Source organism: Paenibacillus sp. FSL H8-0168 (assembly GCF_038592955.1).
In the GTDB taxonomy this organism is placed as follows: domain Bacteria; phylum Bacillota; class Bacilli; order Paenibacillales; family Paenibacillaceae; genus Paenibacillus; species Paenibacillus polymyxa_B.
Map to the genome: position 1 here is coordinate 1616389 of NZ_CP151948.1, position 24969 is coordinate 1641357.

At 45.7% G+C, this 24969-nt stretch carries 19 protein-coding genes and 1 tRNA gene; 18 read left to right on the forward strand and 2 right to left on the reverse strand.

The genetic code is table 11. The annotated features are described in order from the left end of the window. Window positions 1-171: 171 nt before the first annotated feature. The 11 genes from leuB (at window position 172) to zapA (ending at window position 16607) form a co-directional block, all read left to right on the forward strand. On the forward strand, window positions 172-1248 hold the full coding sequence (gene leuB, locus MHI21_RS07505) for a 3-isopropylmalate dehydrogenase (RefSeq protein WP_076158045.1): 1077 nt from the start codon (window positions 172-174) through the stop codon (window positions 1246-1248). A 321-nt stretch (window positions 1249-1569) separates the two neighbouring features. Further along, the gene (locus tag MHI21_RS07510; protein WP_023987763.1) at window positions 1570-2109 is read left to right on the forward strand and encodes a peroxiredoxin; all 540 of its coding nucleotides are present in this window, start codon (window positions 1570-1572) and stop codon (window positions 2107-2109) included. A 261-nt stretch (window positions 2110-2370) separates the two neighbouring features. Continuing rightward, window positions 2371-2787, forward strand: coding sequence for a hypothetical protein (locus tag MHI21_RS07515; protein WP_013309391.1), 417 nt, complete (start codon window positions 2371-2373; stop codon window positions 2785-2787). Window positions 2788-3124: 337 nt separating this feature from the next. Beyond that, on the forward strand, window positions 3125-4228 hold the full coding sequence (locus MHI21_RS07520) for an ATP-binding protein (protein WP_165176165.1): 1104 nt from the start codon (window positions 3125-3127) through the stop codon (window positions 4226-4228). Between the two features lie 341 nt (window positions 4229-4569). Then, entirely contained in the window at window positions 4570-6711 is a 2142-nt protein-coding gene (locus tag MHI21_RS07525; protein ID WP_342419737.1) for an EAL domain-containing protein, read from the forward strand. A gap of 107 nt (window positions 6712-6818) precedes the next feature. Then, a tRNA-Gly gene (locus MHI21_RS07530) sits at window positions 6819-6889 on the forward strand. A 309-nt stretch (window positions 6890-7198) separates the two neighbouring features. Then, window positions 7199-8200 carry a pectate lyase gene (locus MHI21_RS07535; RefSeq protein WP_342420189.1) on the forward strand — a complete coding sequence of 334 codons (1002 nt, stop codon included), beginning with the start codon at window positions 7199-7201 and terminating at the stop codon, window positions 8198-8200. 365 nt (window positions 8201-8565) lie between these two features. Further along, window positions 8566-10416 (forward strand): ABC-F type ribosomal protection protein, encoded by a 1851-nt coding sequence (gene abc-f / locus MHI21_RS07540; protein WP_342420190.1) that lies wholly within the window; start codon window positions 8566-8568, stop codon window positions 10414-10416. 449 nt (window positions 10417-10865) lie between these two features. Continuing rightward, window positions 10866-11897 (forward strand): phenylalanine--tRNA ligase subunit alpha, encoded by a 1032-nt coding sequence (gene pheS / locus MHI21_RS07545; protein WP_269321413.1) that lies wholly within the window; start codon window positions 10866-10868, stop codon window positions 11895-11897. A 28-nt stretch (window positions 11898-11925) separates the two neighbouring features. Next, window positions 11926-14373 (forward strand): phenylalanine--tRNA ligase subunit beta, encoded by a 2448-nt coding sequence (pheT, locus tag MHI21_RS07550; protein WP_342419738.1) that lies wholly within the window; start codon window positions 11926-11928, stop codon window positions 14371-14373. 209 nt (window positions 14374-14582) lie between these two features. Further along, on the forward strand, window positions 14583-16607 hold the full coding sequence (zapA, locus tag MHI21_RS07555) for a cell division protein ZapA (protein ID WP_342419739.1): 2025 nt from the start codon (window positions 14583-14585) through the stop codon (window positions 16605-16607). Window positions 16608-16756: 149 nt separating this feature from the next. Here the strand turns inward: zapA and MHI21_RS07560 are convergent, their stop codons facing one another. Next, window positions 16757-17116, reverse strand: a complete 360-nt coding sequence (locus tag MHI21_RS07560) for a phage holin family protein (protein ID WP_023987773.1) — start codon at window positions 17114-17116, stop codon at window positions 16757-16759. 152 nt (window positions 17117-17268) lie between these two features. Here MHI21_RS07560 and MHI21_RS07565 point away from each other — a divergent pair, with 152 nt between their 5' ends. From MHI21_RS07565 to MHI21_RS07580, 4 genes are all read left to right on the forward strand, one after another. Continuing rightward, window positions 17269-19638, forward strand: coding sequence for an endonuclease MutS2 (locus tag MHI21_RS07565; RefSeq protein ID WP_342419740.1), 2370 nt, complete (start codon window positions 17269-17271; stop codon window positions 19636-19638). Between the two features lie 58 nt (window positions 19639-19696). Next, window positions 19697-20110 carry a DUF350 domain-containing protein gene (locus MHI21_RS07570; protein ID WP_340887074.1) on the forward strand — a complete coding sequence of 138 codons (414 nt, stop codon included), beginning with the start codon at window positions 19697-19699 and terminating at the stop codon, window positions 20108-20110. A 54-nt stretch (window positions 20111-20164) separates the two neighbouring features. Beyond that, on the forward strand, window positions 20165-20863 hold the full coding sequence (locus MHI21_RS07575) for a hypothetical protein (protein ID WP_342419741.1): 699 nt from the start codon (window positions 20165-20167) through the stop codon (window positions 20861-20863). 116 nt (window positions 20864-20979) lie between these two features. Further along, a complete protein-coding gene (locus MHI21_RS07580) occupies window positions 20980-22233 on the forward strand; it encodes an MFS transporter (RefSeq protein WP_341161927.1) in 1254 nt (417 codons plus the stop codon). Window positions 22234-22305: 72 nt separating this feature from the next. Here the strand turns inward: MHI21_RS07580 and MHI21_RS07585 are convergent, their stop codons facing one another. Next, window positions 22306-23544 carry an FAD-dependent oxidoreductase gene (locus tag MHI21_RS07585; protein ID WP_342419742.1) on the reverse strand — a complete coding sequence of 413 codons (1239 nt, stop codon included), beginning with the start codon at window positions 23542-23544 and terminating at the stop codon, window positions 22306-22308. A 114-nt stretch (window positions 23545-23658) separates the two neighbouring features. Between MHI21_RS07585 and MHI21_RS07590 the strand changes: the two genes are divergently transcribed. The 3 genes from MHI21_RS07590 to MHI21_RS07600 all read left to right on the forward strand — a co-directional run bounded on the left by MHI21_RS07590 (window position 23659) and on the right by MHI21_RS07600 (window position 24957). Then, on the forward strand, window positions 23659-23895 hold the full coding sequence (locus MHI21_RS07590) for a hypothetical protein (RefSeq protein ID WP_029516489.1): 237 nt from the start codon (window positions 23659-23661) through the stop codon (window positions 23893-23895). Between the two features lie 31 nt (window positions 23896-23926). Next, window positions 23927-24313 (forward strand): spore coat protein, encoded by a 387-nt coding sequence (locus MHI21_RS07595; protein WP_029516490.1) that lies wholly within the window; start codon window positions 23927-23929, stop codon window positions 24311-24313. 143 nt (window positions 24314-24456) lie between these two features. Next, window positions 24457-24957: an Lrp/AsnC family transcriptional regulator gene (locus tag MHI21_RS07600; protein ID WP_165176151.1), complete on the forward strand. Its 501-nt coding sequence runs from the start codon at window positions 24457-24459 to the stop codon at window positions 24955-24957. Window positions 24958-24969: the final 12 nt, after the last annotated feature.

The following is a 24969-nucleotide window of genomic DNA, read 5'->3' on the forward strand; positions in this document are numbered from 1 at the left end:
GATCGGATGTTTCCGGTCCTGTTTTCTTTTTCTCTGATGAAAAAATCAGCTTATAGGCTGTGCCTATTGAATTGATAGATTCTATATCTTGGTCAAAGTCCTGCCATGTATGTTACAAAGAAGGTATGAAAAATACGGTTGTATAGCTGTATAACAAGAGGAGTGTACGTGATGGCAGACGTTAAAAAGATTGCGGTAATAGCGGGAGATGGAATTGGACCTGAAGTGGTCGCAGAGGCAGAGAAAATTTTGAAACGTACGGAAGAAGTGTTCGGCCTTTCATTTGAAACGGAGCATGCGCTGTTCGGTGGGATTGCGATTGATAAGAAGGGCACACCATTGCCGGAAGAAACACTGGCAGTATGTCAATCTGCAGATGCCGTCCTGCTGGGAGCGGTAGGAGGACCACAATGGGACAACAATCCAAAGGAACTTCGTCCTGAAACTGGACTGCTGGGCATTCGTAAAGAGCTCGGTCTGTTTTCGAATCTTCGTCCTGCTGTCGTCTTTGACTGTCTCAAGGACGCATCTACATTGAAACCGGAAGTGTTGGAAGGAACAGACCTAATCGTGGTGCGCGAACTGACGGGCGGCATTTATTTCGGCGAGAAGTTCAGACGAGAAAGTCCTCAGGGTGAGGAAGCAGTCGATACTTGTGCATATAATGTAACAGAAGTAGAGCGTATAGTGCGCCAATCTTTCGAAATTGCACAAAAACGTCGCAAGAAACTAGCATCGGTGGATAAGGCTAATGTACTGGAAACCTCCCGTTTATGGCGTGAAGTAGTTAACCGGGTTGCTGTAGACTACCCGGATGTCGAGCTGGAGCATGTATTGGTTGATAACTGCGCCATGCAATTGCTGCGTCGTCCATCTAGCTTTGACGTCATCGTGACGGAAAATATGTTTGGTGACATTCTCAGTGATGAAGCGGCTATGCTGACCGGATCCATCGGCATGCTCTCCTCCGCATCACTTGGAGAAGGCAGCTTCGGCCTATACGAGCCGGTACATGGCTCGGCGCCTGACATTGCAGGTCAAGGGCTGGCGAATCCCATCGCAACGATTTTGTCCGTTGCTTTGATGTTCCGTCTCACCTTCGGGTACGAGAAGGCAGCTGATGCCATTGAGAAAGCGGTAGCTGAGGTATTGGATGCAGGGCACCGTACGGCGGATATTGCGGTGGATAAATCTCAAGCGATCTCGACAACTCAAATGGGAGATCTGATCGCAGCAGCTATTCGTTAAAAGCTCCGTAAATCACCTGTTCTGAAAAAAAGCTTCCTATTATATAGTAAGGTTATACAGTACAGCCTTTTCGACAAATGTTTAGCACAGTAGCTCCTGAGCAGTCAGGAGCTACTTGTATATTCAAAAGTTCAAAATGTGAATAAAACGTGAATTTTTAAGCTAGTTTAAAATAATTATAAAAAAGTAATGGTTATAATATTGACTTTGATTTCAGCGAATGATAACATTTATCAAGTAAGTTGTTCATTACAATACAGATGATTGAGGAAAACACATTCGGTGTTTTTCTTACATATTTTAAAGGAGGATTTCATTATTATGGCAGAAAGATTGGTAGGAAGACCCGCCCCTGATTTTGCATTGGAAACAGTGACTGGAGACGGTCAAGAATTTGGTTCGGTGAAGCTTTCCGATTACCGTGGCAAGTGGCTCGTATTTTTCTTCTATCCACTGGATTTCACTTTTGTGTGCCCTACGGAAATTACAGCGTTGAGCGATGCTGCTGACCAATTCAAAGAGCTGGATACTGAAATTCTGGGTATCAGTGTAGACTCCGTGCACAGTCACAAAGCATGGATCAACACAGCTAAAGAAAACAATGGTCTGGGCAAACTGAACTTCCCATTGGCTTCTGACATCACGAAGAAAACAGCGAGCGATTATGGCGTTCTGATCGAAGAAGAAGGCGTTGCATTGCGCGGCTTGTTCATCATTGATCCAGAAGGCGAATTGAAATATCAAGTGGTTAACCACAACGACGTAGGCCGCAGTGTGGAAGAAACTTTGCGTGTACTGCAAGCTTTGCAATCCGGTGGCTTGTGCCCAATGAACTGGAAACCAGGCGATCAAAATCTGTAATATAAGCTTCACAAGTTGAAATTAAACAAGCAAGCCCCCAACTAGCGGTTACTCTGCCGTTATTGGGGGCTTGCTTGCCTGCTCTGCGCCAGCGCAAGATGTGAGGATATCCTGTTTAAATGAGACAATATAGAGTGAAGTAACAAATAATTATGGAAATGTTGTTGTGTTCTGGAGGAATTTTGCCTGATGAAAGCGAATAAGGTATTGTAGAAGATAAACAAGGCAGAACAGGTTTTGTTCAGAGGAGGCTGAGCCCGGATGAGTTATTGCTGTGGAGCAAGCATGGTAGGAACCAAGGGAACGCTGAAGCATTACCGCACCCAAGTTCATAATGTTCCTTTGCTGTTTTGCCCGGTATGTCGTCGCATTGAAGTTCATTATAAAGTCGAAAATGAGTATGAAATTCTGGCTGAATATGCACATGGAGATGGGGCAACCGAGATTGATTTTCAGGATTATGTCATGGAAGACGATGATACGATATTTGAAAATTGTGTGAATCGTGAAAGTGAAGATGCCTTTGAAATTGTGAAGCGTCAAATTGACATATCCCTGGATTTATTGATGGTAGCCAAACAGATGAATGATGAAAAATGGCAGGGAGAGCTTAAGAGAAGACTGGCCGTTATGAGCCAAAGACGATCCCGGCTTCAACATAATAAGAGCGGCAGTTGACATCCTACACACCAAAGAAGCTCTCAATTCTGGAGAGCTTCTTTGGTGTGTAGGGCGCTTGTTCCTAACTTAATCTCTCATTTTGGTAATATTGCGCAGATATTATGACGAAAGAAAACAGGATAAAAATTTGGATTCGACACTTTTTCCGATTGACTGCGATCCTTAATCTTGTCTATCATAAAATAAGACTCGAATTGGAAAGAGATGGTCGGATTTCTGTGAAACTGTTTTCTACACCATTGAAGGGTAGTCGATAGATGCCTTTCTCTTCTTCAAGATTATTACGCGTCCGAAACGGCCAGTTTGTCATTCCGAAACAAGGGGGAAGCCTGGCATGATCAGTGAATTCCAAGAAGCCTTGCTTGATACCGTGGGAGCTTGTCCTTCCACACAGATCGCCAATAACAAGTATGAAAATGTGCTGGAGAACCTGGATAGTGGTATCATGCTGTTTGACAGTGACGGGGTACTGACCTTTATTAACGTGCAGATGGCGAAATTGCTGGAGCTACCACGGAGTTCGCTAGCAGGTCGCAATTTGATGCAAATTTTGCATCATCCTGAGTTAAGTCGGTTTAAGAAGAAGAAAATCATGCGGATTTATAAAGAAACTATCTTTCATAGAAAGCGCTATCACGAGTTGATTGATGAGTATGGTCGGCATTGGTTGATAACAGTGACTTATGGTGATCAGATGGATGGGGATTTTTTATTTAGCGTCAAGGATGTGTCGGATTATAAGCAGATTGAGCAGACGGCGTATCAAAACGATAAGCTGGCGATGCTGGGACGCATCTCGGCTTCTATCGCCCATGAAATCCGTAACCCGCTTACCGCAATCCGGGGCTTTATTCAATTGCTTCGGCCACATTTGGTGGAGTTGGGCAGGGATGAGTATGCCCGCATTATATTAACAGAAATTGATCGTGCGAACGACATTATTTATGAGTTCTTAAATTCGTCCAAGCCTTCGGCTCCGCAAAAAACAGCTGTATCTGTGATGGGCTTGCTGAAAGAGGTAGTGATGCTGACAGAAAGCGAAGCATTAATGAAGGGGTGCCAGATTGCATTGGACGAAAATGATGAGCTCATGAAGGTTTCCATTGATGTGAAGCAGATTAAGCAGGTTATCCTCAATATGATTAAAAATGCGATGGATGCCATTGAAAGCATCAGTGGGGAACGAGAGGGCTGCATCGATATCCATACAGTGCTTGAGGGTAATTATGTCCACATTTGTATTGAAGATAACGGATTAGGTATGGATCACAATACCTTGGCGCGTTTATTTGATCCTTTTTTTACAACAAAAGAAAGTGGAACCGGATTGGGATTGGCTGTGAGCTATCGAATTATCAAAAATCACGGAGGCTTCATACATGTAGACAGTAAACATGGAAGTGGCACACAATTCAAAATCACGCTTCCTGTAGTTTAATATGGGGAGGTTTTCGCAGAGGGGTCCTGTACATACTATTTCTTTTATGTTGTGCAGCGTTGGGGTATAGGTATCACCTTTTTGGATAAGGTTGTCTGAAGCGCATAATCTGACAAGATGATGCGCTTTTTTGGTGCTGTAAGCTCGGTTATTTGCGTAAATGCGAAAATGAATTCATGAATTTAAGACAAAAAAATGATTCACCTTTCACAGATTAAATGCTATTATATACCAGAATACAACATTATTTTTGATACTATAGACTTAAACAACGGCTTCCAAAGCTGTCAAACGTCTTAGATGATCGGAATCTCCGATATGCAGGGGGCTGAAGAGGCTGAATGAGTATACGGCTGGAAGTAAAAAAAACGATAGGTATCGGCATTGCTGCGATAGTTTTGTTTGTCTTGGTTCAGTTATTTCACGTAACTTTGAATAAGATATACTCCAATAATGTTTTTTTCTTGTTATATCCGATCATAGGGTTTGCCTGTGCTGCGATTTGTTTTTCTATTTTTTATCAATCCTGGTCCGTTTTACTGGAACAGTTATCCTTGCAGAGACTTCTTATTGCCCCGACGTTTTTGGTGGCTGGCCTACTTTACCTTGTTCATATTGTTTCGTTTAGTTTCGTAAGCCTGACAGACTTTGCTTTGTCTCCGGGCATTTCGTTATGGCTGCTATTTGTAAATCGTGCCTTTACTTCTGTCTTGCTCTTATGTGTTTGTTTCCTCCCATCTAGCAAGACGAAGTCTGAATACAAGACAGTGGCTTTGTGGGCAGGGATAGGCTGCACTTTGCTGATTCTAGGAGTTAATAAGACATTTGGTGCAGACTTACCGGATCTACGTATACGATACGAAATAGGCAACCTGGGCTGGACATTAAATCTGGCTGTCATGTTACTGCTTGTGCTCACTTTTATTTTCGGGGTGCGAAAATATCGGAAAGCCCGCCCGGCAGAGTTGGGCATGTTGCTTATTGTTCGTGGGATTGGACTGTGTGTTGTGAGTCAGTTGTTCTATTTATTTTCTGAGCAAATGAGCGATATTAATCACCTATTGGGACTTTTGACCAACGCGATAGCATTCTATAATATGTTGAGCGGGCTGGTCCGGTTGATGGTTCTGGTTCCTTATCGTGAAAAGCAGGCAGCCGAATCTGAGTTTAATCACATTGCCTATAATGATGATATAACAGGACTCCCCAATCGTCGCCGCCTTTCCCAACGCTTAGATAAAATATTGCGCAAATCATTGAAATCGGATGAGACAGTAGCACTTTTAGTTCTAAATATTGATCGTTTCAAGGCGATTAATGATTCGCTTGGACATATGGCAGGAAACTATTTGCTGTATGCAGTAGGCGAACGCTTGGGGCATTTTAGCCATGAAGGGGAAGCTGTCTTTAGCATGGGCGGAGATGAATTTGCCTTTCTTCTAACGGGATACGAAGATACAGATGCTATGAGAAGTCGTATTGATGATATGGTGAAGCTGTTCGATCTGCCTTTCGATATTGATGGTGAGTCTTATCATGTGACGGTGAGCGTTGGTATAGCTTTGTACCCGTTGGATGCGAATCAGAGTGAACAGCTTATTCAGCAGGCGGATACGGCTGTACATAGTGCTAAAGAGCAGGGAGTGAATTTTCAGCGGTATGCTAGTTCGATGCAGATGCGAGCGCATGAAAGACTCCAGCTGGAAAATGATCTGCGGCGAGCGCTTGAAAATGAGGAATTTTCATTGGTGTATCAACCTCGTGTCCACCTGCAAAGTGGCGAGCTAACGAGTTTGGAGGCGCTGGTGCGTTGGAATCATCCTCATCGTGGGATGGTGATGCCAGGCGATTTTATTCCGGTGGCTGAAGAAAGTGGTTTAATTGTGCCCTTGGGGGAATGGGTGTTACGGGAGGCCTGTCTGCAAAATAAGCATTGGCAGGAGCTTGGGTACCCACCAATCCCGATTTCGGTCAATTTATCCATGCGCCAATTTCAGCAAAAAAAGCTGGTGGATGTAATTCGGGGCATTTTGACCTATACGGAACTTGAAGCACGCTATCTAGAGCTGGAGATTACCGAGAGTATGACCTTTGATAAGGATCGAGCCTTTGAACAGTTAAAAAAAATAAAGGCTATTGGTGTCGCAATCAGTATTGATGATTTTGGAACTGGCTATAGCTCATTGCATTATTTGAAGAATCTCCCGATTGATCGTCTAAAAATTGATCGTTCCTTTGTAAATGAGGTACTGGTCGACAGCAAAAATGCAGCAATTGTATCTACTATTGCCTCCATGGCTCACCATTTGAAGCTGAAGGTTACGGCTGAAGGGGTAGAGAATGAGGAGCAGCTTCATTTTTTGCAGGCACAAGATTGTCATGAGGGTCAGGGGTATTACTTTAGTCGCCCCATTCCGGCAGAAATCTTTGAAAAATTGTTTTTACGTGAACCTATGAATTGGCTGGCTCAGGATAGTATGTAGTATGCTTGCATTTTGCTGAAAGGTAAGTTATACTAAATAACATCCTGATTCAGCTGGTTGACGATAGGTTAAGCGTGCCATACATAAGAATCGAGATATTATAAAATGCGGGTGTAGTTCAATGGTAGAACTTCAGCCTTCCAAGCTGATAGCGTGGGTTCGATTCCCATCACCCGCTTACTGTTTTAAGAAGTTCAGAACCCTTGTGACGCAAGGGTTTTTGTTTTGTTTGGAGCTAGATAAATGCATTATAGCCGGGGTGCCGACGGGGTATCACGGCTTTTTGCGTTCTTACGAACTATTTTTACATTGCTACACAAAATAAAATATAAAATATTTAGCTTAGATGCTATAAATAAACAGATAAAAAGAACTATTTACCAATTACTAAAAAATAAGTATAGTCGCATTGTCGGGATTTAACTTAAAAAAGGATGGTGTAGCTGCAATGAGGAAAATTTCTTTTCTGTTTTTAGCATTAACTTTGATGCTGTTTACTTTTTCAGCAAGTTCTACGTTCGCCGCTGCTGATTTTCCAAATACGTCGACGAATGGAATGACTGGTTTTGCCGGACAGGCTAAAAGTGAAAATGGAGCTACAAAGCCTGCCACAACGGGGGGAAAAGGCGGTCAGATCATCTATATCAATAATCTAAACGATTTGAAAAACCAGTTAGGGGATTCAACTCCTAAAATTCTGGTAATCGAAAAAAATATTTCTGCCTCCTCTAAAACCGTGGTCAACATTGGTTCCAACAAATCACTCATTGGTTCTTATGCTCAAAACAAGCTGGTTAACATTCATTTGAAAACAACGAATAATTCGGGAAATGTGATCTTTCAAAATTTAACTTTTGAGCACAGTGCCAACATTAATGGTAACGATGACATCCAACTTTATCTCACTGCAGGTACAAATTATTGGATTGATCATGTTACATTTGCAGGTCACAGTTATAATGCGAATGGTTCGGATCTGGACAAACTTTTGTACATAGGCCAATCGGCTGATTATGTAACCATTAGTAACTCCAAATTTGCTAATCATAAATATGGTCTCATTTTGGGATATCCTGATGATGGCAATAAAAATTATGATGGCATGCCCCATATCACGATCGCCAATAATTACTTTGAAAACTTACTTGTACGTGGCCCAGGGCTTATGAGATATGGATATTTCCATGTTAAAAATAATTATATTAATAATTTCCAGCTTGCTTACACCATTGCTACGAATGCAAGAATCTATTCTGAGTACAACTACTTTGGAAAAGGTAGTGAAAAGGGCGGTATTCTTGATGATAAAGCCAATGGCGAGTTTAAAGATGTGGGGAGTTTTCCCGCCATCAACAACCAAAAATCGCGTGTAACCAGCTGGAATCCAAGCAAAAACTATAGCTATCAGGTTCAGACTCCTGAATATACTAAAGAGTTTGTAACGAAATATGCAGGTTCGTCCAATACAACTTTGGTATTTGGAAAATAACGCGGGTTATTTGCAAATGTGCTGTGATCTGCTATACTGACTGCAAGTAAGTATCCCATGAAAAGGAAGGTAACCATACGTCCGATGAAGTAAGCACACTGATTTTCCCACTTAACTGCACAGTTACTGGCAGGCGGCTGTAAGCTGCAACGGGAGAAGTGTGTCTGAAAATGAATGTAGGGACGTATGCGTTTATTCCGGAACGGGATTTGGCTTATTCGTTTACGGTATTATTTTTCATAAGCGTATGTTCTGAGACGATTCATAACAGTCATTCTATATTCCTTGTATGCAAGCCGCAGCCTTCTGCGGCTTTTTTTATTGCTTCCGGGGTCAAAAAACCGGACTGGGAAAGGATGATCGGTATGAGAACGATTTTGCGTATTCGCAATGTAGTAAAGGATTGGAACGGGACATCTTTATTTGAGAATGTGTCGTTGGATGTGATGGAAGGAGAACGGCTCGCACTGTTTGGAAGAAATGGAGCAGGTAAAACGACGCTATTGCGAATATTGCTGGGAGATGAAGCGCCAACCTCTGGCCAAGTAGAGCATGATTTGCCACTGGAAGAGCGGGGCTGGCTGAAGCAGCAGGATACGGTGGATTGGTCTCGAACCGCACTGGAGGCCGCACAGCAGGCCAGCCCTCGGCATTGGCTTCTCAAGCAAGCGTTGGGACAGCTGGAAGCTGACCTAGCCGATGCTGGGAAGGATATGGAGAATCATCTGGAGCGTTACGGCGAGCTGATGGATGAATACGAACGCCTGCAAGGCTTTGCCTGGGAGTCTGAGGTGGAAAAGGCGCTCACTCGAATGGGAATGCCTGTTCAGACGTGGTCCATTGCTTATGGTGACCTGAGTGGCGGACAGAAGACGAGAGTGCGATTAGCCGGACTCATGGTCAGGCAGCCGAAGCTACTGGTGCTGGATGAGCCGACCAACCATTTGGATGCCGAAAGCTTGCTTTGGCTGGAGCAGTGGTTGTCCACGTATCCAGGAACACTGCTGTTTGTATCGCATGACAGAGCCTTTTTGGATCGGGTGGCTACGAGTATAGTTGAGCTCACATCGACAGGTATTGGGCGCTATAAAGGCGGCTATAAGGAATATAAAGCGCAAAAGGAGCGAGAACTGCGAGAGCAGGAAGCCAACTATCGGAAGCAGGAGCTGGCGAAACAGGCGCTGGAGGAAACGATTCGAAATTACAGGGAATGGTTTCATCAGGCGCATCGTGGCGCATCCAAGGTTGAGATGGCCGTTACGCAGAGCTTTTATAAGGCCAAAGCTAAAAAAAATATTTCCCGTTACCATGCGAAAGAGAAGGAACTGGAGCGACTGGAAGCCAATAGAGTAGAGCAACCGCGTGAGGCTGCGTCTTTGCACATGAAATTAAGTGACAGCGGGTTTCAGGCAAAATATTTGCTGCGTGCTGAGCAGGTTGACTTTAGCTACGACGACCGTATCATTGTGAAAAATCTAAATCTGATCGTTGCACGTGGAGACCGTCTGGCTGTTCGGGGGCCCAATGGAATTGGTAAAACCACGCTGCTTCGGTTATTAACAGGTCAACTGGAGCCGCAGACAGGAAAAATCACAGCCAACCCACAGTTGAACATCGGATATTTTTCACAGGAGCTGGAGCAGCTTCCGGAGGATCAAACGTTGCTGGACAGTCTGCTTACACTCCCGACGATGACTCAAACAGAAGCGAGAACGGTATTGGGCTGCTTTCTTTTTGCGAAAGAGGACGTATTTAAAAGGATCGGGACACTCAGTATGGGAGAAAAATGCAGGGTAGCTTTTCTGCGTCTGTACTTTAGTGGAGCCAATCTGCTGGTGCTGGATGAACCCACGAATTATTTTGACATTGAAACCCGTGAAATTGTAGAGGATTCTTTGCGTAACTATGATGGAGCCCTGGTGCTCGTCTCACATGATCGGGAGCTGGTGAGGTGCACGGCAACTCGGTTACTGGATATGAAGCCGGGAGGCGGATATGAAATCTATGAGGGGACAGCTGACGAAAAGCAAGAAGATGAGCGGAGCCGTCAACGGGAGCCAGAAGACCAGGAGCGGCGTGAGGAACGTCTTCGATTACAATTGCGTCTTACAGAGTTGATGGGAATGACGGGCACGAATGACGAACATGAGAAGTTGTTGAGCGAAATTAGGCGCATTCGTGCAAATCTGGAGCGGTTGGATGATCTCGATATCTAAAGGAATGAAACGTATGCCCTGCTTGCCAAAGCGCGGTAGTTTGCATATAATAATGAACAATAGTTCGAATTTTTGAAAATGTCTTGATGGAGAAGAGTAGACAGTGTCCGATTGAACAGGGAGGAAGCGCCGTAGGATTGAGAGCGTTTCTGCAAATACTGGGCTGTTGAAGTTCGCTCCGGAGCAGTTCCTTGAACCTCAGGCGCCATGTGAATGGCGAATGTGCAAGTAGGGGATACCGGTTCACGACCGTTACAACGTGCAGAGCGAGACGATGATGCATAGCATGAAAATCACCTGTAACTAGTTGCCGTAAGGCAGAATGCTGGGTGAGCTGAGCTTATTGTCTAACGAGGGTGGTACCACGGTCTTTTCGTCCCTTACCGGGAGAAAAGACCTTTTTTTGTTGTCTGAAAAGCTGGAAATGAAGAAAGGGGACTGAACAGGCGATGAGCGAAACCATCCAAATGAAGGAACATTTGCTGGCCTTGAAGGAAGAAGCACTGGAAGTATTGGAGAAGGTGGCAACACCCAAGGAGCTGGCTGATTTACGGGTCAAATATTCGGGGAAAAAGGGCGCATTGACTGAAATCTTGCGCGGTATGGGCAAGCTGAGCGCGGAAGAACGTCCAGTTGTTGGACAGGTAGCCAATGAGGTGCGCGAGGCGATTGAAGAAGTCGTTAACCGTAAGCAGGACGAGTTCACGAAAGCAGAAACAAATGAGCGTTTGCAAGCGGAAAAGATCGACGTTACGCTGCCTGGACGCGCGTTGCCGCAAGGTGGACTGCACCCGCTCAACAAAGTGATTGAGCAAATCGAGGATATTTTTACAGGTATGGGCTATCGAGTGGCTGAAGGTCCACAGGCAGAGACGGATTATTATAACTTCGAAGCATTGAACCTGCCTAAAAATCACCCAGCACGGGATATGCAGGATTCATTTTACCTGACCGAGGATCTGTTGATGCGTACCCATACGTCACCGGTTCAGATTCGTGCAATGGAAGCGATGAAGGGCGAAACGCCTATTAAGGTTATCTGTCCGGGTACGGTTTTCCGACGTGATGATGACGATGCAACGCATTCTTTTCAATTCCACCAAATTGAAGGGCTTGTCATTGGAAAAGACATTCGTATGAGTGATTTGAAAGGAACCTTACTTCAATTTGCACGCGAAATGTTCGGAGAATCGACCGAAATCCGTTTGCGCCCAAGCTTCTTTCCGTTCACAGAGCCGAGCGCTGAAGTAGACGTGACTTTTGTGAAGAAAAATGGCGAGCGTGTATGGATTGAAATTTTAGGCTGTGGCATGGTCCATCCGAAAGTGTTGGAGATGGGCGGTTTTGATCCCGAGGTGTACAGCGGCTTTGCATTCGGTATGGGTGTAGAGCGGATTGCTATATTGAAATACGGTATCGACGATATTCGCCATTTTTATAACAGTGACCTGTCGTTCCTGAAACAGTTTGCGCGTCAATAAACAACTATATCAAGGGAAGTGAACCCATATGAAAGTATCATTCGAGTGGCTGTCCGATTATGTATCGCTGGATCAGGTATGCGCGGAGGATCTAGCAGAGAAAATCACCCGTTCGGGCATAGAAATTGATGAGGTCGAGCAGCGCAATCAAGGAATTACTGGTGTCGTTGTCGGCTATGTTAAAAGCAAGGAAAAGCATCCAGATGCTGATAAGCTGAATGTATGTATTGTCGATGCAGGTCAAGAGGAAGATCTGCAAATCGTGTGTGGTGCTAAAAACGTGGATGCAGGTCAAAAGGTTCCTGTTGCAGTTGTAGGTGCAAAGTTGCCGGGAGATTTCCACATTAAAAAGGCCAAGCTACGTGGTGTTGTATCCATGGGCATGATCTGCTCGGCCAAAGAACTGGGCATGAATGACAAGCTGCTTCCAAAGGAATTGCAAGAAGGTATTTTGGTGCTGCCTGAGGATGCTGAAATTGGTATGCCAATTACGAAGCTGCTGGCGCTGGATGATCAGGTGCTGGATTTTGATCTGACACCTAACCGTTCGGATTGCCTGAGCATGCACGGAGCAGCATATGAAGTGAGTGCGATTCTGGGACGTGACATTTCGCTGGCTGACCCGGCTAAGGATCTGGTTGAAATTAGCGATGCAGCGGCAGATCATCTGTCTGTGAAGGTAGATACTCCTGAACTGTGTACGCACTATGCGGCCCGTTATATCACAGGTGTAAAAGTGGGGGCTTCCCCGTTATGGATTCAAAACCGTCTGATGGCAGCAGGTGTTCGTCCGATCAACAACATCGTAGATATTACGAACTACGTCATGCTGGAATACGGTCAGCCGTTGCATGCTTTTGATGCGGATAAGCTGGAAAATGGAAATATTGAAGTTCGACTCGCTCGTGCAGGCGAAACATTGATTACACTTGACGATCAGGAGCGTAAGTTGGAGCCGCATATGCTGCTGATTACAGACGGTGTGAAACCCATTGCATTGGCAGGCGTGATGGGTGGAGCCAATTCCGAGGTTACGGATGCGACGGTCAGCATTGCGCTGGAATCTGCCAAGTTTGACGGCGGTACAGTTCGCAAAACATCCCGTCAACTTGGACTGCGTTCAGAAGCAAGTCTGCGTTTTGAAAAAGAGGTTGATCCAGGCGCTGTTGTGCCTGCTGTGAATCGTGCAGCTGCGCTGATTCAGCGTTATGCGGGAGGCACTGTACACCAGGGCATCGTAGAATCAGCGTCTGCAAAAGCTGAAAACCGCATTATCAAGCTGTCGCTAGATAAAATAAACCGATATTTGGGAACCGAACTGTCGCTGCTTGAGGTGAAAACGATTTTCGGTAGACTTCATTTCGGATGTGGCGATGCAGAGCAAGGTGTACTGGAAGTTCAAGTTCCTACACGCCGTGGAGATATTACCATTGACGTGGACTTAATCGAAGAGGTAGCTCGTCTGTATGGTTACGACAATATCCCGACCACGCCGATTGAAGGTCCTACAACTCCGGGAGCTTTGACAGCATCGCAATCATTGCGCCGCTCCCTGCGCAGATTGCTGGCTCATGGTGGTTGGCAGGAGACGATCAGCTACTCTTTTGTACATCCGCAAAGTACAGGGTTATTTAATGCCCTGACAGAAGGTAACCATTCGGTACGTTTGGCTATGCCTATGAGCGAAGACCGTAGTGTTTTGCGTACGAGTATCATCCCACAGATGCTAGATACAGCGGTGTACAACATGAATCGCAAGCAAGACAATCTGGCGATTTTTGAGATGGGAACAGTATTTTATACAGAGGAACAAACATTAACCCGTCAGCCGCAGGAAATTCAAGTGCTTAGTCTACTGCTGACTGGGGTACGTCGTGAAAAACAATGGAATATTGGTGCTGAAAAGGTTGATTTCTTTGATATTAAAGGCGCGCTTGAAACGGTGTTTGACTATTTCGGATTGAGTGCCAGCATTCGTTATGTGGCTGACCAACCGCAAAGCTATCACCCGGGCCGTTCTGCTTCGGTATGGCTGGATGTGAATGGAAACTCTCAACGGATCGGTACCATTGGGCAGATTCATCCGGAGCTTCAACAATCTTATGGGCTGAATGATACGTATGTAGCGGAAATTGCGTTGCAACAGGTCGTTGAACACGCCAACTCTCATATTCAGTTCAGAGAGCTGGCTCGCTTCCCATCCGTGGAACGTGACATTGCCCTCGTGGTAAATAAAGACGTTGAGGCAGGTGAACTGCTTCGTGTTATTCACGCTGCAGGCGGAGAGCTGTTGCAGGATGCACGAGTGTTTGATGTATTTACAGGCAGTAAGCTTGGTGAAGATAAGAAGAGCGTAGCTATCTCTCTGACCTATCGTCATTGGGAACATACGTTGACGGATGAAGAGATCAATGCGGCGCATACTCCTGTCGTTACGTCTCTGGAACAAACTTTTGGAGCGGAATTGAGAAAGTAGCAGGAAATGCGGGAAGCCGTATCGAATCTTAGTGACAGAGGTTCGATACGGCTTTTTGGCCTATCTTCATAGAAGCTCTCTTACTCTGATATTTACCCGCTGCGGGGAAGCCGGACTAATAAGGTTGAACGCTTCACGGAAGGCGGGTTACCATAGTACCGGACACACCTTAGAATCAACATACAGTAGTATTGAAGGAGGGCATAATTGTGACTACACCAGATCGTACTCGCGTCACTGTAGAGATCTACGGTACTTCTTATAAACTCGTCGGCAGCAATACCGATTATATGAAGCAGGTTGCCAATTACGTGGATGAGCGTATGCACAGCATTTCTCAAGCTCATTCGCGTCTGGATATGCCCCGAATTGCCGTGCTGGCTGCGGTTCATATGGCAGAAGAAGCTGTACAAATCCAGGAAATTCAGAGTCATATGAACCGCTTAGCAGCGGAACGAGCAGAACTCCGGGGAGATCTGGCGCAACTCCAGACGGCTCTAGGGGAACAGCAGCAAAAAAATACAGATCTGCATCAATCTCTTGTTCAACTAAAGGAAGAAAAGGAAGCAACGCAGAAGAAGCTGATGGAAACCGAATCTGTATCAGCCAAAGAGATTGCCCAATTGAAGGCAAAGCTAGAACAGCAGGAGAAAAAAGCGACTGAACTTGAAAATGGACAAAAACAAGCTAAACGTGAATTGGAGGAGTCTCGTCAAGAAGCTTCTCGCAAGCTGAAAGAGCAGCAGGAGGCGGCTAATGCCCGTATCCGGCAAATAGAAGAGCAGATGAAGAAGGAAGTAGCTGAAGCGACTAAACAGGCCGAAGCCAAGCTGTCAGCTGCAGAGAAGACTCATCAGGAGCAAAAGCGTACAGAACTGGACAAGCTGCGATCTGCTTTGCAGCAAGAGCATAGTAAGAAGGTAAGCGAATGGCAGACCAAGTGCTCAGGGCTGAATGAGCAGCTGGAGCAGGAACGTAAACAGGCTGAATTGGCGTTGAATGAAGAAAAGCTCCAGCATCAGGAAGCTCAGAAGCGAGCTGATGAAGCTGCACTGGAGCAGGAGATTCGGGTTGAGGAGCTTCAGGAACAATTAGAACAAGTACAAGCAGGCAGTACAGAGCTTGCTTCTCGTCTGGGAGAGGCTCAAGAACAAGCAAGAGTACTGAAGCAACAACAGTCCGAGCTGGAGTCTGTGCTGGAAACACAGCGACAGGCTGCGATAGAGCGAGAGCAGGCAGATACGCTTGCGCATGAAGAACTGCAAAGCCGATATGATCAATTAGAAGCTGAAGCCAAGGCTTCGCAGCAGCAGACGGCTAAACTGGAGGAAGAACAGCGGCGGATGCAGAAGCTGCTAGAGCAAGCTCACGTATCTTCTCGCAAACTGCAAAGTGAGCTGGCCACGCTAGCTGAAAGCGAGAAGTCATGGAAGAAACTCGCAGAAGAACGCCAGTTGGCAGTTGATGAGCTGGAGCTCTCCCTGCTGGAAGCACGTGAACAGAAGGAAGCGATACAGGAGCAATTACAGCACGCAGAGGCTGAGCTCGAAGCTATTAATGATAAATTTGCTTCACAACAGCAACGGCTAGTTCAACTTGAAGCGAGAATCAAGGAGCTTTCACCTGAGCTGATTCGCGTTCAGGATGAGCTTGAGAAAGCCAAAGTCCGAGAGCAAGAGGGAGCGAAGGCGTATCAATCGCTTCAGGAGCAATATGGAAGCATGAAGAGCCGAGCTGGACAGCTGGAGCAGAATATTAAGCAGCTTCAACAGGAAGTTCACGAACGGCGGAGTAAACTGGAACGTGCTGAGGAAGAATCTTTAGAGTGGCAACTTAAATACGATCAGTTGAAGGCAGAAGCGGAACGTCTGGAAGCTGAAGATGCTGCCCGTAAGGAAGAATTTGCATCTTGGGAACGGGAAATAGCGGTAACCGTTGAACAAAAGGAACAGCTTCAGGAGGAGACTCGTTTGGCGGTTGAAGCTGCCAAAACAGCGAAAGCTGAACAGCAGTCCATAGAGCAGGAACGAATGGCCTTGCAGTCTGAATTGGACGAAGTGGGTCAAAAATATGAAATGGCGGCGCATCAGCTTCGTCTGTTACAAGTACAACAGGACGTAGATCGGGAAAATACGGAGAAGATTTCTACAGAATTACGTCAATTACAGGAAGAATACACTAAACTTCAAACGGAGTACAATGAATGGATCGAACTTATTGAACAGGATCAGTAGATACGGATTAAAAATGTAAGGCAATCCCCGGCTGCTCATCGCCGGGGATTGTTTGCTTATTGTATCCACTCAGAAGTTATATGACACAAAGCTGTCCTTTGGCAGACGAAATCTGCTTCGGGACAGCTTTGTCGGGGTGTCTATTGAAGTTATTTTCCGTCTTTGCGACCGGCTTCAAACGGTGTCGATACCGGAATAAACAGGTCGATAATCCCGATAACCAATGCAGCTAGCAATGCGCCCAGAACGGAAACACTGACATTGGTCACCACATATTGAGCGATCCAGATCACCAGAGCGCTCACAAGAAAACCTACGATACCGCGTCCAAATGGAGAAACGCGTCGGCCGAACACTGCCTCGATAATGTAACCAACCAAGGCAATGACAATGGCAAGAATCAGCGCGCTCCAAAAGCCGCCTACACTAAATCCGGGAACGATCCAGCTTACGACCATCAGCACCAGAGCGGCAACGATGAAACGTACAATGTGCCCGAGAATGCTCACGGAATAACCTCCTTTGTTTTTTGAATTTACAGGGTTAGACAAAGGTTAGTGTGTGGCATGAAGAGCTTTCTTATGTGTAAAACAGAGTTGGCAAATAGCGTAAGTTTGCTGCTTTCGGTATAATATAGATATATGTGAAAGGAGTAGTGAAGTTGGACTCTAAAATTTTTAAAACCCTTGAATATCAAAAAATTCTAAATAAACTAAGTCACTATGCTCAAACGGCAACGGGACAACAGACAGCCCTTCGACTACAGCCCAGCGATGATTTGGAGCATATCAAGAAAATGCTGAAAGGCACGGATGAGGCCTATGCTGCTGATCGACTCAAAGGGGTACCTTCATTTAATGGAGTAGTGGATATCACTCCGGCAGTGAAGCGTGCCCGTATTGGCGGAACGTTAAGCCCGCAGGAGTTGCTTGGCATTCGGACAACAGTTCAGGCCGCACGCCGTATACAGGTATACGTGGCAAGTTTGCATGAGGAAAATCCTGTCGAAACATTGCTGTATTGGAGCGAGCAACTTTCGGAGCAGAGAGGTTTAGAAAACTCCATTAAAGGCTGTATTGACGAAAATGCAGAGGTGCTGGATACTGCCAGCACAGAGCTTTCTCAAATCCGTCGGGAGCTGCGCTCGGGAGAAGTGCGTATTCGTGAAAAGCTGGATTCCATGATTCGTTCCTCAACTGTATCCAAAATGCTTCAAGATCAGTTGATAACGATTCGTGGAGATCGGTTTGTGATCCCAGTTAAGGCCGAATACCGTTCTTATTTTGGCGGAATTGTTCATGATCAATCCGGGTCTGGCGCAACATTGTTTATCGAGCCTGAATCCATTGTAGCCATGAACAATAAGCTGAGGGAAACAAGGCTGAGAGAAGAGCGTGAAATTGAAGTCATTTTACAGAAGCTGACCGCACTTGTCGCAGAACAAGCAGATATGTTGTTGTATGATGTGGACATATTGGGCAATCTTGATTTTATTTTTGCAAAAGCGCGTCTCGCCCGTGAAATGAAGGCAACCTTGCCTTTAATGAATGACCGCGGATATTTGAAGCTGAAAAAGGGCAGACATCCCCTAATTCCGTTGGAGCAGGTTGTTCCCATTGATGTGGAGTTGGGCAATTCATACACCTCCATTATCGTTACCGGACCGAACACAGGGGGGAAAACCGTTACTCTGAAAACCATCGGTCTGCTTAGTTTGATGGCGATGTCTGGACTGTTTGTACCTGTAGAGGATGAAAGCCAGCTGTGTGTATTTGATGCAATCTATGCCGATATTGGTGACGAACAGAGCATTGAGCAAAACTTGAGTACATTTTCCAGTCACATGACCAATATCATTAGCATCCTGAAAAATATGACGCCCAAAAGTCTTGTATTGCTTGACGAAGTGGGGGCAGGAACGGACCCCGCGGAAGGTTCGGCTCTAGCTGTATCCATTTTGGAGCATATACATGCCATGGGTTGCCGTATGGTTGCCACGACTCACTATAGTGAATTGAAGGCGTATGCCTATGAGCGTAAAGGAATTATTAATGCAAGCATGGAGTTTGATGTCGCTACATTAAGCCCGACTTACCGCCTTCTGGTCGGTGTTCCCGGACGAAGTAATGCATTTGCTATTGCCGAGCGATTGGGATTGCCAGGGCGTATTTTAGACTATGCCCGTGGTGAGGTAACGGAAGAAGACCAGCGTGTCGAGCACATGATCGCGTCACTGGAGCAGAACCGTTTAACAGCTGAGCAAGAACGGGAAAAAGCGGAGCAGCTGCGTAAGGAAATGGAAGCATTGCGTAGCCGTCATCAGACGGAGTTGGATAAGCTGGAGTCCCAACGGGACCGTATGCTGGAAAAAGCTGAGGACGAAGCAAGAGTTCTCGTGGATAAGGCTCGTAGTGAAGCAGAGAAAATCATTACTGATTTGCGTAAATTGGCTCAGGAAGAAGGGGCCTCGGTTAAGGAGCATAAGCTGATTGCAGCTCGTAGAGAACTGGATGAGGCTGAACCGAAGCAACGCAAGAAAAGTACCGTCAAACGCCCGGCCGCTACACGTACTCGTTCTATCATGGCTGGCGATGAAGTATCCGTTCACAGTCTGAATAAAAAAGGCCACGTGGTTGAACTGTCCGGTACCAAGGAAGCTGTGGTTCAACTGGGGATCATGAAGATGAAAGTCAGTCTGGATGATCTGGAACTACTGCAACCTGCCCAAGCAACGACTCCAAGAGTTCAAAAACCAGTGACTGGCGTTAAGCGGACACGGGATGATAACGTACGAAGTGAACTTGATCTTCGGGGGGCGAACGTGGAGGAAGCCTTGATGGAAGTGGACCGCTTCATGGATGAAGCGTTTCTGGCCAATCTGGGTCAGGTACACATTATACATGGCAAAGGTACAGGTGTCCTGAGAACCGGTATTCAGGAGTACCTCCGCAAGCATAAACATGTGAAAAGCTACCGTATCGGTAATTACAATGAAGGCGGCACAGGCGTAACAGTTGCTGAATTGGAATAGCTATGGGTTGCCGGCTTTGCCCGGGAACGCTTGGTAGAACGGGAGGGACGAAGTGAAGATGGCGATTGATGAATTGCTGTCACATCCGTTGGGGATGATGCTGGGTTATTTCTCGGTGGCGGTGCTGGAGCTAATTGTATTTTTGTCGTGTTTTGAGCTGGTAACCCGCTATAAATGCTGGGAAGAGATCAAGCACGGCAATGTTTCGGTAGCCATGGCTACGGGAGGGAAAATGTTCGGTATTTGCAACGTGCTCCGCTTTGCGATGGAAGCCAAATCTAGTGTGTATGATACGATGATTTGGTCGTTCGTTGGCTTTTTACTGCTACTTGCGGCGTACTTTCTTTTTGAGTTTCTAACACCGGTATTTTCTATCGATCAACAGATTAAAGAGGATAATCGTGCTGTCGGCTTGTTCTCCATGATTATTTCCATATCTTTATCTTATGTGATCGGTGCCAGTGTAACTTGACACATCTTGTATACTAGAGCTTGGTATACGCTTGGAACGGAAGGATGATAAAGCTTGGAAATGACTATTTGTCCATGGTGTAACATGGAAATTATTTGGGATGAAGAATTAGGACCTGAGGAAGAGTGTCCTTATTGCCATAATGATCTGAAAGGGTACTCTGACATCACCGATGATGAAGATGAGACTGTTTCTCCACCTGTGCATAGACATGCCGGTGAGCATGGACATGAAGAGACGAAACTGGCTTCTGTAACCCCGGTGCCCCACTCTCATGGAAAAGAAGACCTGAAGGGTTATCGTACATTGAGTATTCAGCTCGGTGATGATGAGGAGCAGGATATTTTATATGAGGCAGAGGATGAAATCGTAGTTGAAAAACCGGTTGATGCACCGTTGTTGCAGGATAATGAGCTTCATAAGCTGCCTGTGCTGCATACTTTGCAAAAATTTGAAGAAAGCGGTGCGGATCTGATGGCTTATGAACAAGGTGCTGAACAAATACTCGACAGACAAGATGAGGTTCTTGAATGTTCCCAATGTGGAGAGTACATGCTGCATGCGGGTTCGCAAACCGTAACCAGAGAAGGCTTTGAACCGTCGATGTCTCCAGCACTTGGCAAGCCTGTTCTGGATTTGCCGTTCGTCTTGAATGTTTATGTGTGTCCTAGCTGCTTCCATGTCCAGCAGACACTATCAGAGAATGACCGACTGCGGATGCTGGAGAAGCTCAGCGGTATTTCCAACAATTAAATAGCAATCCCCCGGATAGGCCCAAGCTCAATACGGGCATCTTAAATCGAAGAAATCTTTAAACAAGCTGGCTTGAAATAAGCTGATTGGTGATTTTTCGGTTAGGGGGAACTGCATTGAAATCAAACCTGAACGGACAATCCATTCTGCTATTAAGCTTGAATGGATTGTTTGTGTTTGCAGCAGCATTGTCAGGCACATTTCTTAACGTGTATTTGTGGAAAAGCAGGCAGGATTACGCGATGATCGGCTGGTTTAATGTCAGTCAACAAATTGCACTGGGAATTATGGTCTGGGTGGCTGGAAAGTGGGTCAAGGAACATAATAAAATGAATGCCCTGCGCGTGGGGACCGCATTATCCGGCCTATTTTATCTGATCGTGTTATATACGGGAACGCAGGCTGTGAACTACATATGGCCGCTCGGGATGCTGCTGGGTGCAGCATTAGGTTTATTCTGGCTGGCGTTTAATGTGATTTTTTTCGAAGTCACGGATCAGGCAAGTCGTGATCATTTTAACGGATGGGTGGGTCTGCTAGGCTCGTTTTCCGGTATAGTGGGACCTTGGCTGTCCGGTTGGATTATTGCCCGTATGGAGGATGACGCAGGTTACCGCGTGATATTCAGTATTTCCTTGGCCTTTTATGTCGTAGGAGTGGTGCTTAGTTTCTTTCTTCGTAAGCGTAAGCCGACAGGAAATTACAATTGGAAGGAGCCCAAGCAGCGATTGTCACAAAAAGGGAGTATGTGGCGTCCATTGTCGTTATCGCTTGTTGCCCAGGGCATCCGTGAAGGGGTATTTGCCTTCCTGATTACGCTGCTCGTGTATGTAGCTACTCAACAGGAATGGAAGCTGGCGCAGTTTTCACTTATTACATCGGCGGTTTCATTTTTCAGCTTTTGGGCTGTCGGAAAATGGCTCAAGCCACACTATCGTTCGGCGGGTATGCTGTTGGGTGCCGTATTGTTGGTGATCGCGCTTTTACCGTTATTGTGGCGTATGGAGTATAGTACACTACTGATTATGGGGATCGGCACCGCTTTATTTATGCCCTTGTATTTAATTCCCATGATTTCTGCCAGCTTTGATTTAATGGGTACGAGTAAAGGAGATGCCAATCAGAGAGTGGAACTCGTTGTACTACGCGAACTATGCTTAATGGTAGGCCGATTGACCGGAACACTCATTTTCTTGGGTGTCCTAAGTATCAGCAAGGCTCCCACGGCGATGATCTGGTTGTTGATTGGACTGGCATTGATGCCAGTGCTCGGATGGTTTTTTATGCGAAGTGTGCTGAAAATGGAACAAAAGACAAAGCAGAGCAAGTCTCATTCCCACGCACAACGCTGGGACAAGCAAACCGAATAGTTTAAAATACATTTAAAAAAAGACCTTCAGACCCGCTTATAGGGAAAGAAGGTTCTTTTTTTATTCCATATGTTAAACCATCGGTTCCGTTGTTTCGGGCGAGGGCTTGGTAGTACGGGTCAGAGAATAAAGCTCCATTTCAGGTCGGTGTGTGCCCGTCAGTTCATCAGCCAAAAGTTGTGCGGCCATCATACTCGTGACTGCTCCATTTCCCCCGTAACCCTCTAAAAAGTAGCAGTTGGGAAAACGCGGATGTGGACCAATATACGGCAAGCCGTCATGAGAGGAGCCGAATACAGCAGCCCATGCAAAGTCGATCTGAAATGGTATACCCGGAAAAAATTCCTGTAATGTTTGTAGCAGCTTTTGCTGTTGGTGCAGGAGCCTGATTTCACGTTGATTGGCGTCCAGTACAGGTTCGTCTAAACCACCAATAATAATGCGTCCTTCCGGTGTGGAGCGCATGTATAGATAAGGACGAGCAGTTTCCCAGATGAGACACTGTTCATGCCACAAGGGATTATCTCCGATTGGATTGGTGGCGATAGCATATGAGCTTTCCAGAACGGCTCCACGGTCTGTTTTAATCTCTTGTGTTTCATAGCCCGTTGCAAAAATGATTTTTTTCGCTCGGATAATTCCACCGCTGGTATGACAAACAACTTCATTTTCGTTAAATTCAAAATGCTTGGCTTCCGTATGCTCATATAAGCGTACACCGAGACGGCTGGCAGATCGCAGCAGTCCTTGGGCGAACAAAAATGGATTAACCTCGGCATCTTCGTGCGTGTATAAGGCCGCTGGTTTTCGGAAAGGAAATCGGGCAGCAATCTGTTGATCATCCCAGTATTCGAGGGGAAATCCAAACCGGGTTAGCTGTTTGTACTCTTTTTGAAGTGTCTGCACATCCTCCGATGTACTTGCATAGTACAGGCTACTTCGGCGTATAAAAGACGGATCAATTTCCAGCGTGGTAGACAGTTTTTCCAACTGATCCAGAGCATCTTTGCACATACGGTAAAAAAGTACACCGTTCGTTTCACCAAACGTATTGATCAAGGAAGTTAAGGTCTTATCATTGCTATATTGCAGCAGTCCGGTATTGGCCGAAGAACTTCCATGTACTAGCTTGCGTTTGTCAATAACCACGGTGTCTACCTGTCGTTCTCCCAACAGTCGGGAGCAGATGGATCCACCCATCCCGCCACCGATGACCAAGACATCACAATTTAAATCCTCTGCCAAAGGCGGGAAATCCAACGTTTTCTCCAAGGTACTCGGCCAATATGTATTCCCGCTTATCAATTCCATATAAATAGCACTCCTCATAAGGTAATATGTAGTATTTCTTATGTGTACATAGTATTTCGCCAAACGGACAAGATAACCAGCGTGCAACAAAACATTCAAGGAGGCACAGAGATTATGCAATCTACGAACATGCAACCCTTGTCAGGCAAAGAGCTGGAGTACATCGTGGACTCCATTTCCAATGAAGAACTACTACTCAAACAAAGTGCGGCGACAGCGGCTTCTATTCAGCACCCAGCCGTCCAACAAGCCTGTTTGCAACTGGCAAGAACTCATGAGCACCACTTGAATCTGCTTTCTAATGCTCTTCAACAGCATCAGCAGCTTGCCCCAATGCAACCGCAGCAGTAATTTGGATTTACAATAAAGGAGGTTTGACAGAATGTATTCACAAAATAATATGTCATTTATGCCCGAAGAAGATTTGCTCTATACCATTCTTGCTGATATGAAACGTACAGTGCGCGAGTACACAACGGCGACGACAGAATCCAACTGTCCGTCTGTGCGTCAGATGTTCACCGACCTTACGAATGATACATTGCGTCTGCAAGGTGATTTGTATCATCTGATGAGCCAAAACAATATGTATGCGACTCCGACTAAAGCACTGCGCATCGATTTGGACAAACAGATTCAAGAAGCTCGCAAGACCCAACAAGAATGCCAACAGTTCATTCAGCAAAAGTCGGCATCCGCGGGAGTATATGGCCAATCTATGCATCAGCAAGGCCAGTCTACTCATCAAAACAACCCTTATTATATGTAAACGGGATTTTCCGTTTTTGAAGCAGATTCCCATAACAGCCGTCCATCTGCCGGGTTTACCGGAGTGGACGGTTTTTCTTTGCAGGTTTAAAGTGCGTATTGTATGATGTATAGTAATCTCTTTCGATGGAGGCCTTATGTAGAATGACAGAGCTGAATGAATTGAAATTAAAAGTGCTGGAATTGTTAAAAGAAGATGCAAGAAGAACACCGACTCTAATGGCTACTATGCTGGGGGTTGACGAGCAGGATGTTCGCACCTCAATTAAAGAGCTCGAAGACCAACATGTGATCGTCAAATACGCCGCTGTAGTCAATTGGGACAAAGTCGACGACGAAAAGGTTACCGCTTTGATCGAAGTACAGATTACACCCGAGCGTGGAAGAGGCTTTGAAGGGATTGCAGAACGGATTTATTTGTATCCGCAAGTTAAATCGGTCTATCTTATGTCCGGAGCATACGATTTGCTGGTAGAGGTTGAAGGCCGCAATCTCCGTGAGGTCGCTAACTTTGTGTCGGAAAAACTGTCGCCTATTGATTCGGTCTTATCTACCAAGACTAATTTTACGCTTAAAAAATACAAGCAGGACGGAATTATCTTTGAGGACCATCAGGAAGATAATCGTCTGATGATTTCGCCGTAAAGGAAGATCATG

Excerpts from the sequence above, each read along its gene's own strand:
- pheS (WP_269321413.1), top strand. The coding sequence starts at position 10,866 with ATGAGCGAAACCATCCAAATGAAGGAACATTTGCTGGCCTTGAAGGAA.
- MHI21_RS07520 (WP_165176165.1), top strand. The coding sequence starts at position 3,125 with ATGATCAGTGAATTCCAAGAAGCCTTGCTTGATACCGTGGGAGCTTGT.
- MHI21_RS07585 (WP_342419742.1), bottom strand. The coding sequence starts at position 23,544 with ATGGAATTGATAAGCGGGAATACATATTGGCCGAGTACCTTGGAGAAA.
- MHI21_RS07510 (WP_023987763.1), top strand. The coding sequence starts at position 1,570 with ATGGCAGAAAGATTGGTAGGAAGACCCGCCCCTGATTTTGCATTGGAA.
- pheT (WP_342419738.1), top strand. The coding sequence starts at position 11,926 with ATGAAAGTATCATTCGAGTGGCTGTCCGATTATGTATCGCTGGATCAG.
- MHI21_RS07600 (WP_165176151.1), top strand. The coding sequence starts at position 24,457 with ATGACAGAGCTGAATGAATTGAAATTAAAAGTGCTGGAATTGTTAAAA.
- MHI21_RS07515 (WP_013309391.1), top strand. The coding sequence starts at position 2,371 with ATGAGTTATTGCTGTGGAGCAAGCATGGTAGGAACCAAGGGAACGCTG.
- MHI21_RS07525 (WP_342419737.1), top strand. The coding sequence starts at position 4,570 with ATGAGTATACGGCTGGAAGTAAAAAAAACGATAGGTATCGGCATTGCT.
- MHI21_RS07570 (WP_340887074.1), top strand. The coding sequence starts at position 19,697 with ATGGCGATTGATGAATTGCTGTCACATCCGTTGGGGATGATGCTGGGT.
- MHI21_RS07590 (WP_029516489.1), top strand. The coding sequence starts at position 23,659 with ATGCAATCTACGAACATGCAACCCTTGTCAGGCAAAGAGCTGGAGTAC.
- leuB (WP_076158045.1), top strand. The coding sequence starts at position 172 with ATGGCAGACGTTAAAAAGATTGCGGTAATAGCGGGAGATGGAATTGGA.
- MHI21_RS07595 (WP_029516490.1), top strand. The coding sequence starts at position 23,927 with ATGTATTCACAAAATAATATGTCATTTATGCCCGAAGAAGATTTGCTC.
- MHI21_RS07535 (WP_342420189.1), top strand. The coding sequence starts at position 7,199 with ATGCTGTTTACTTTTTCAGCAAGTTCTACGTTCGCCGCTGCTGATTTT.
- abc-f (WP_342420190.1), top strand. The coding sequence starts at position 8,566 with ATGAGAACGATTTTGCGTATTCGCAATGTAGTAAAGGATTGGAACGGG.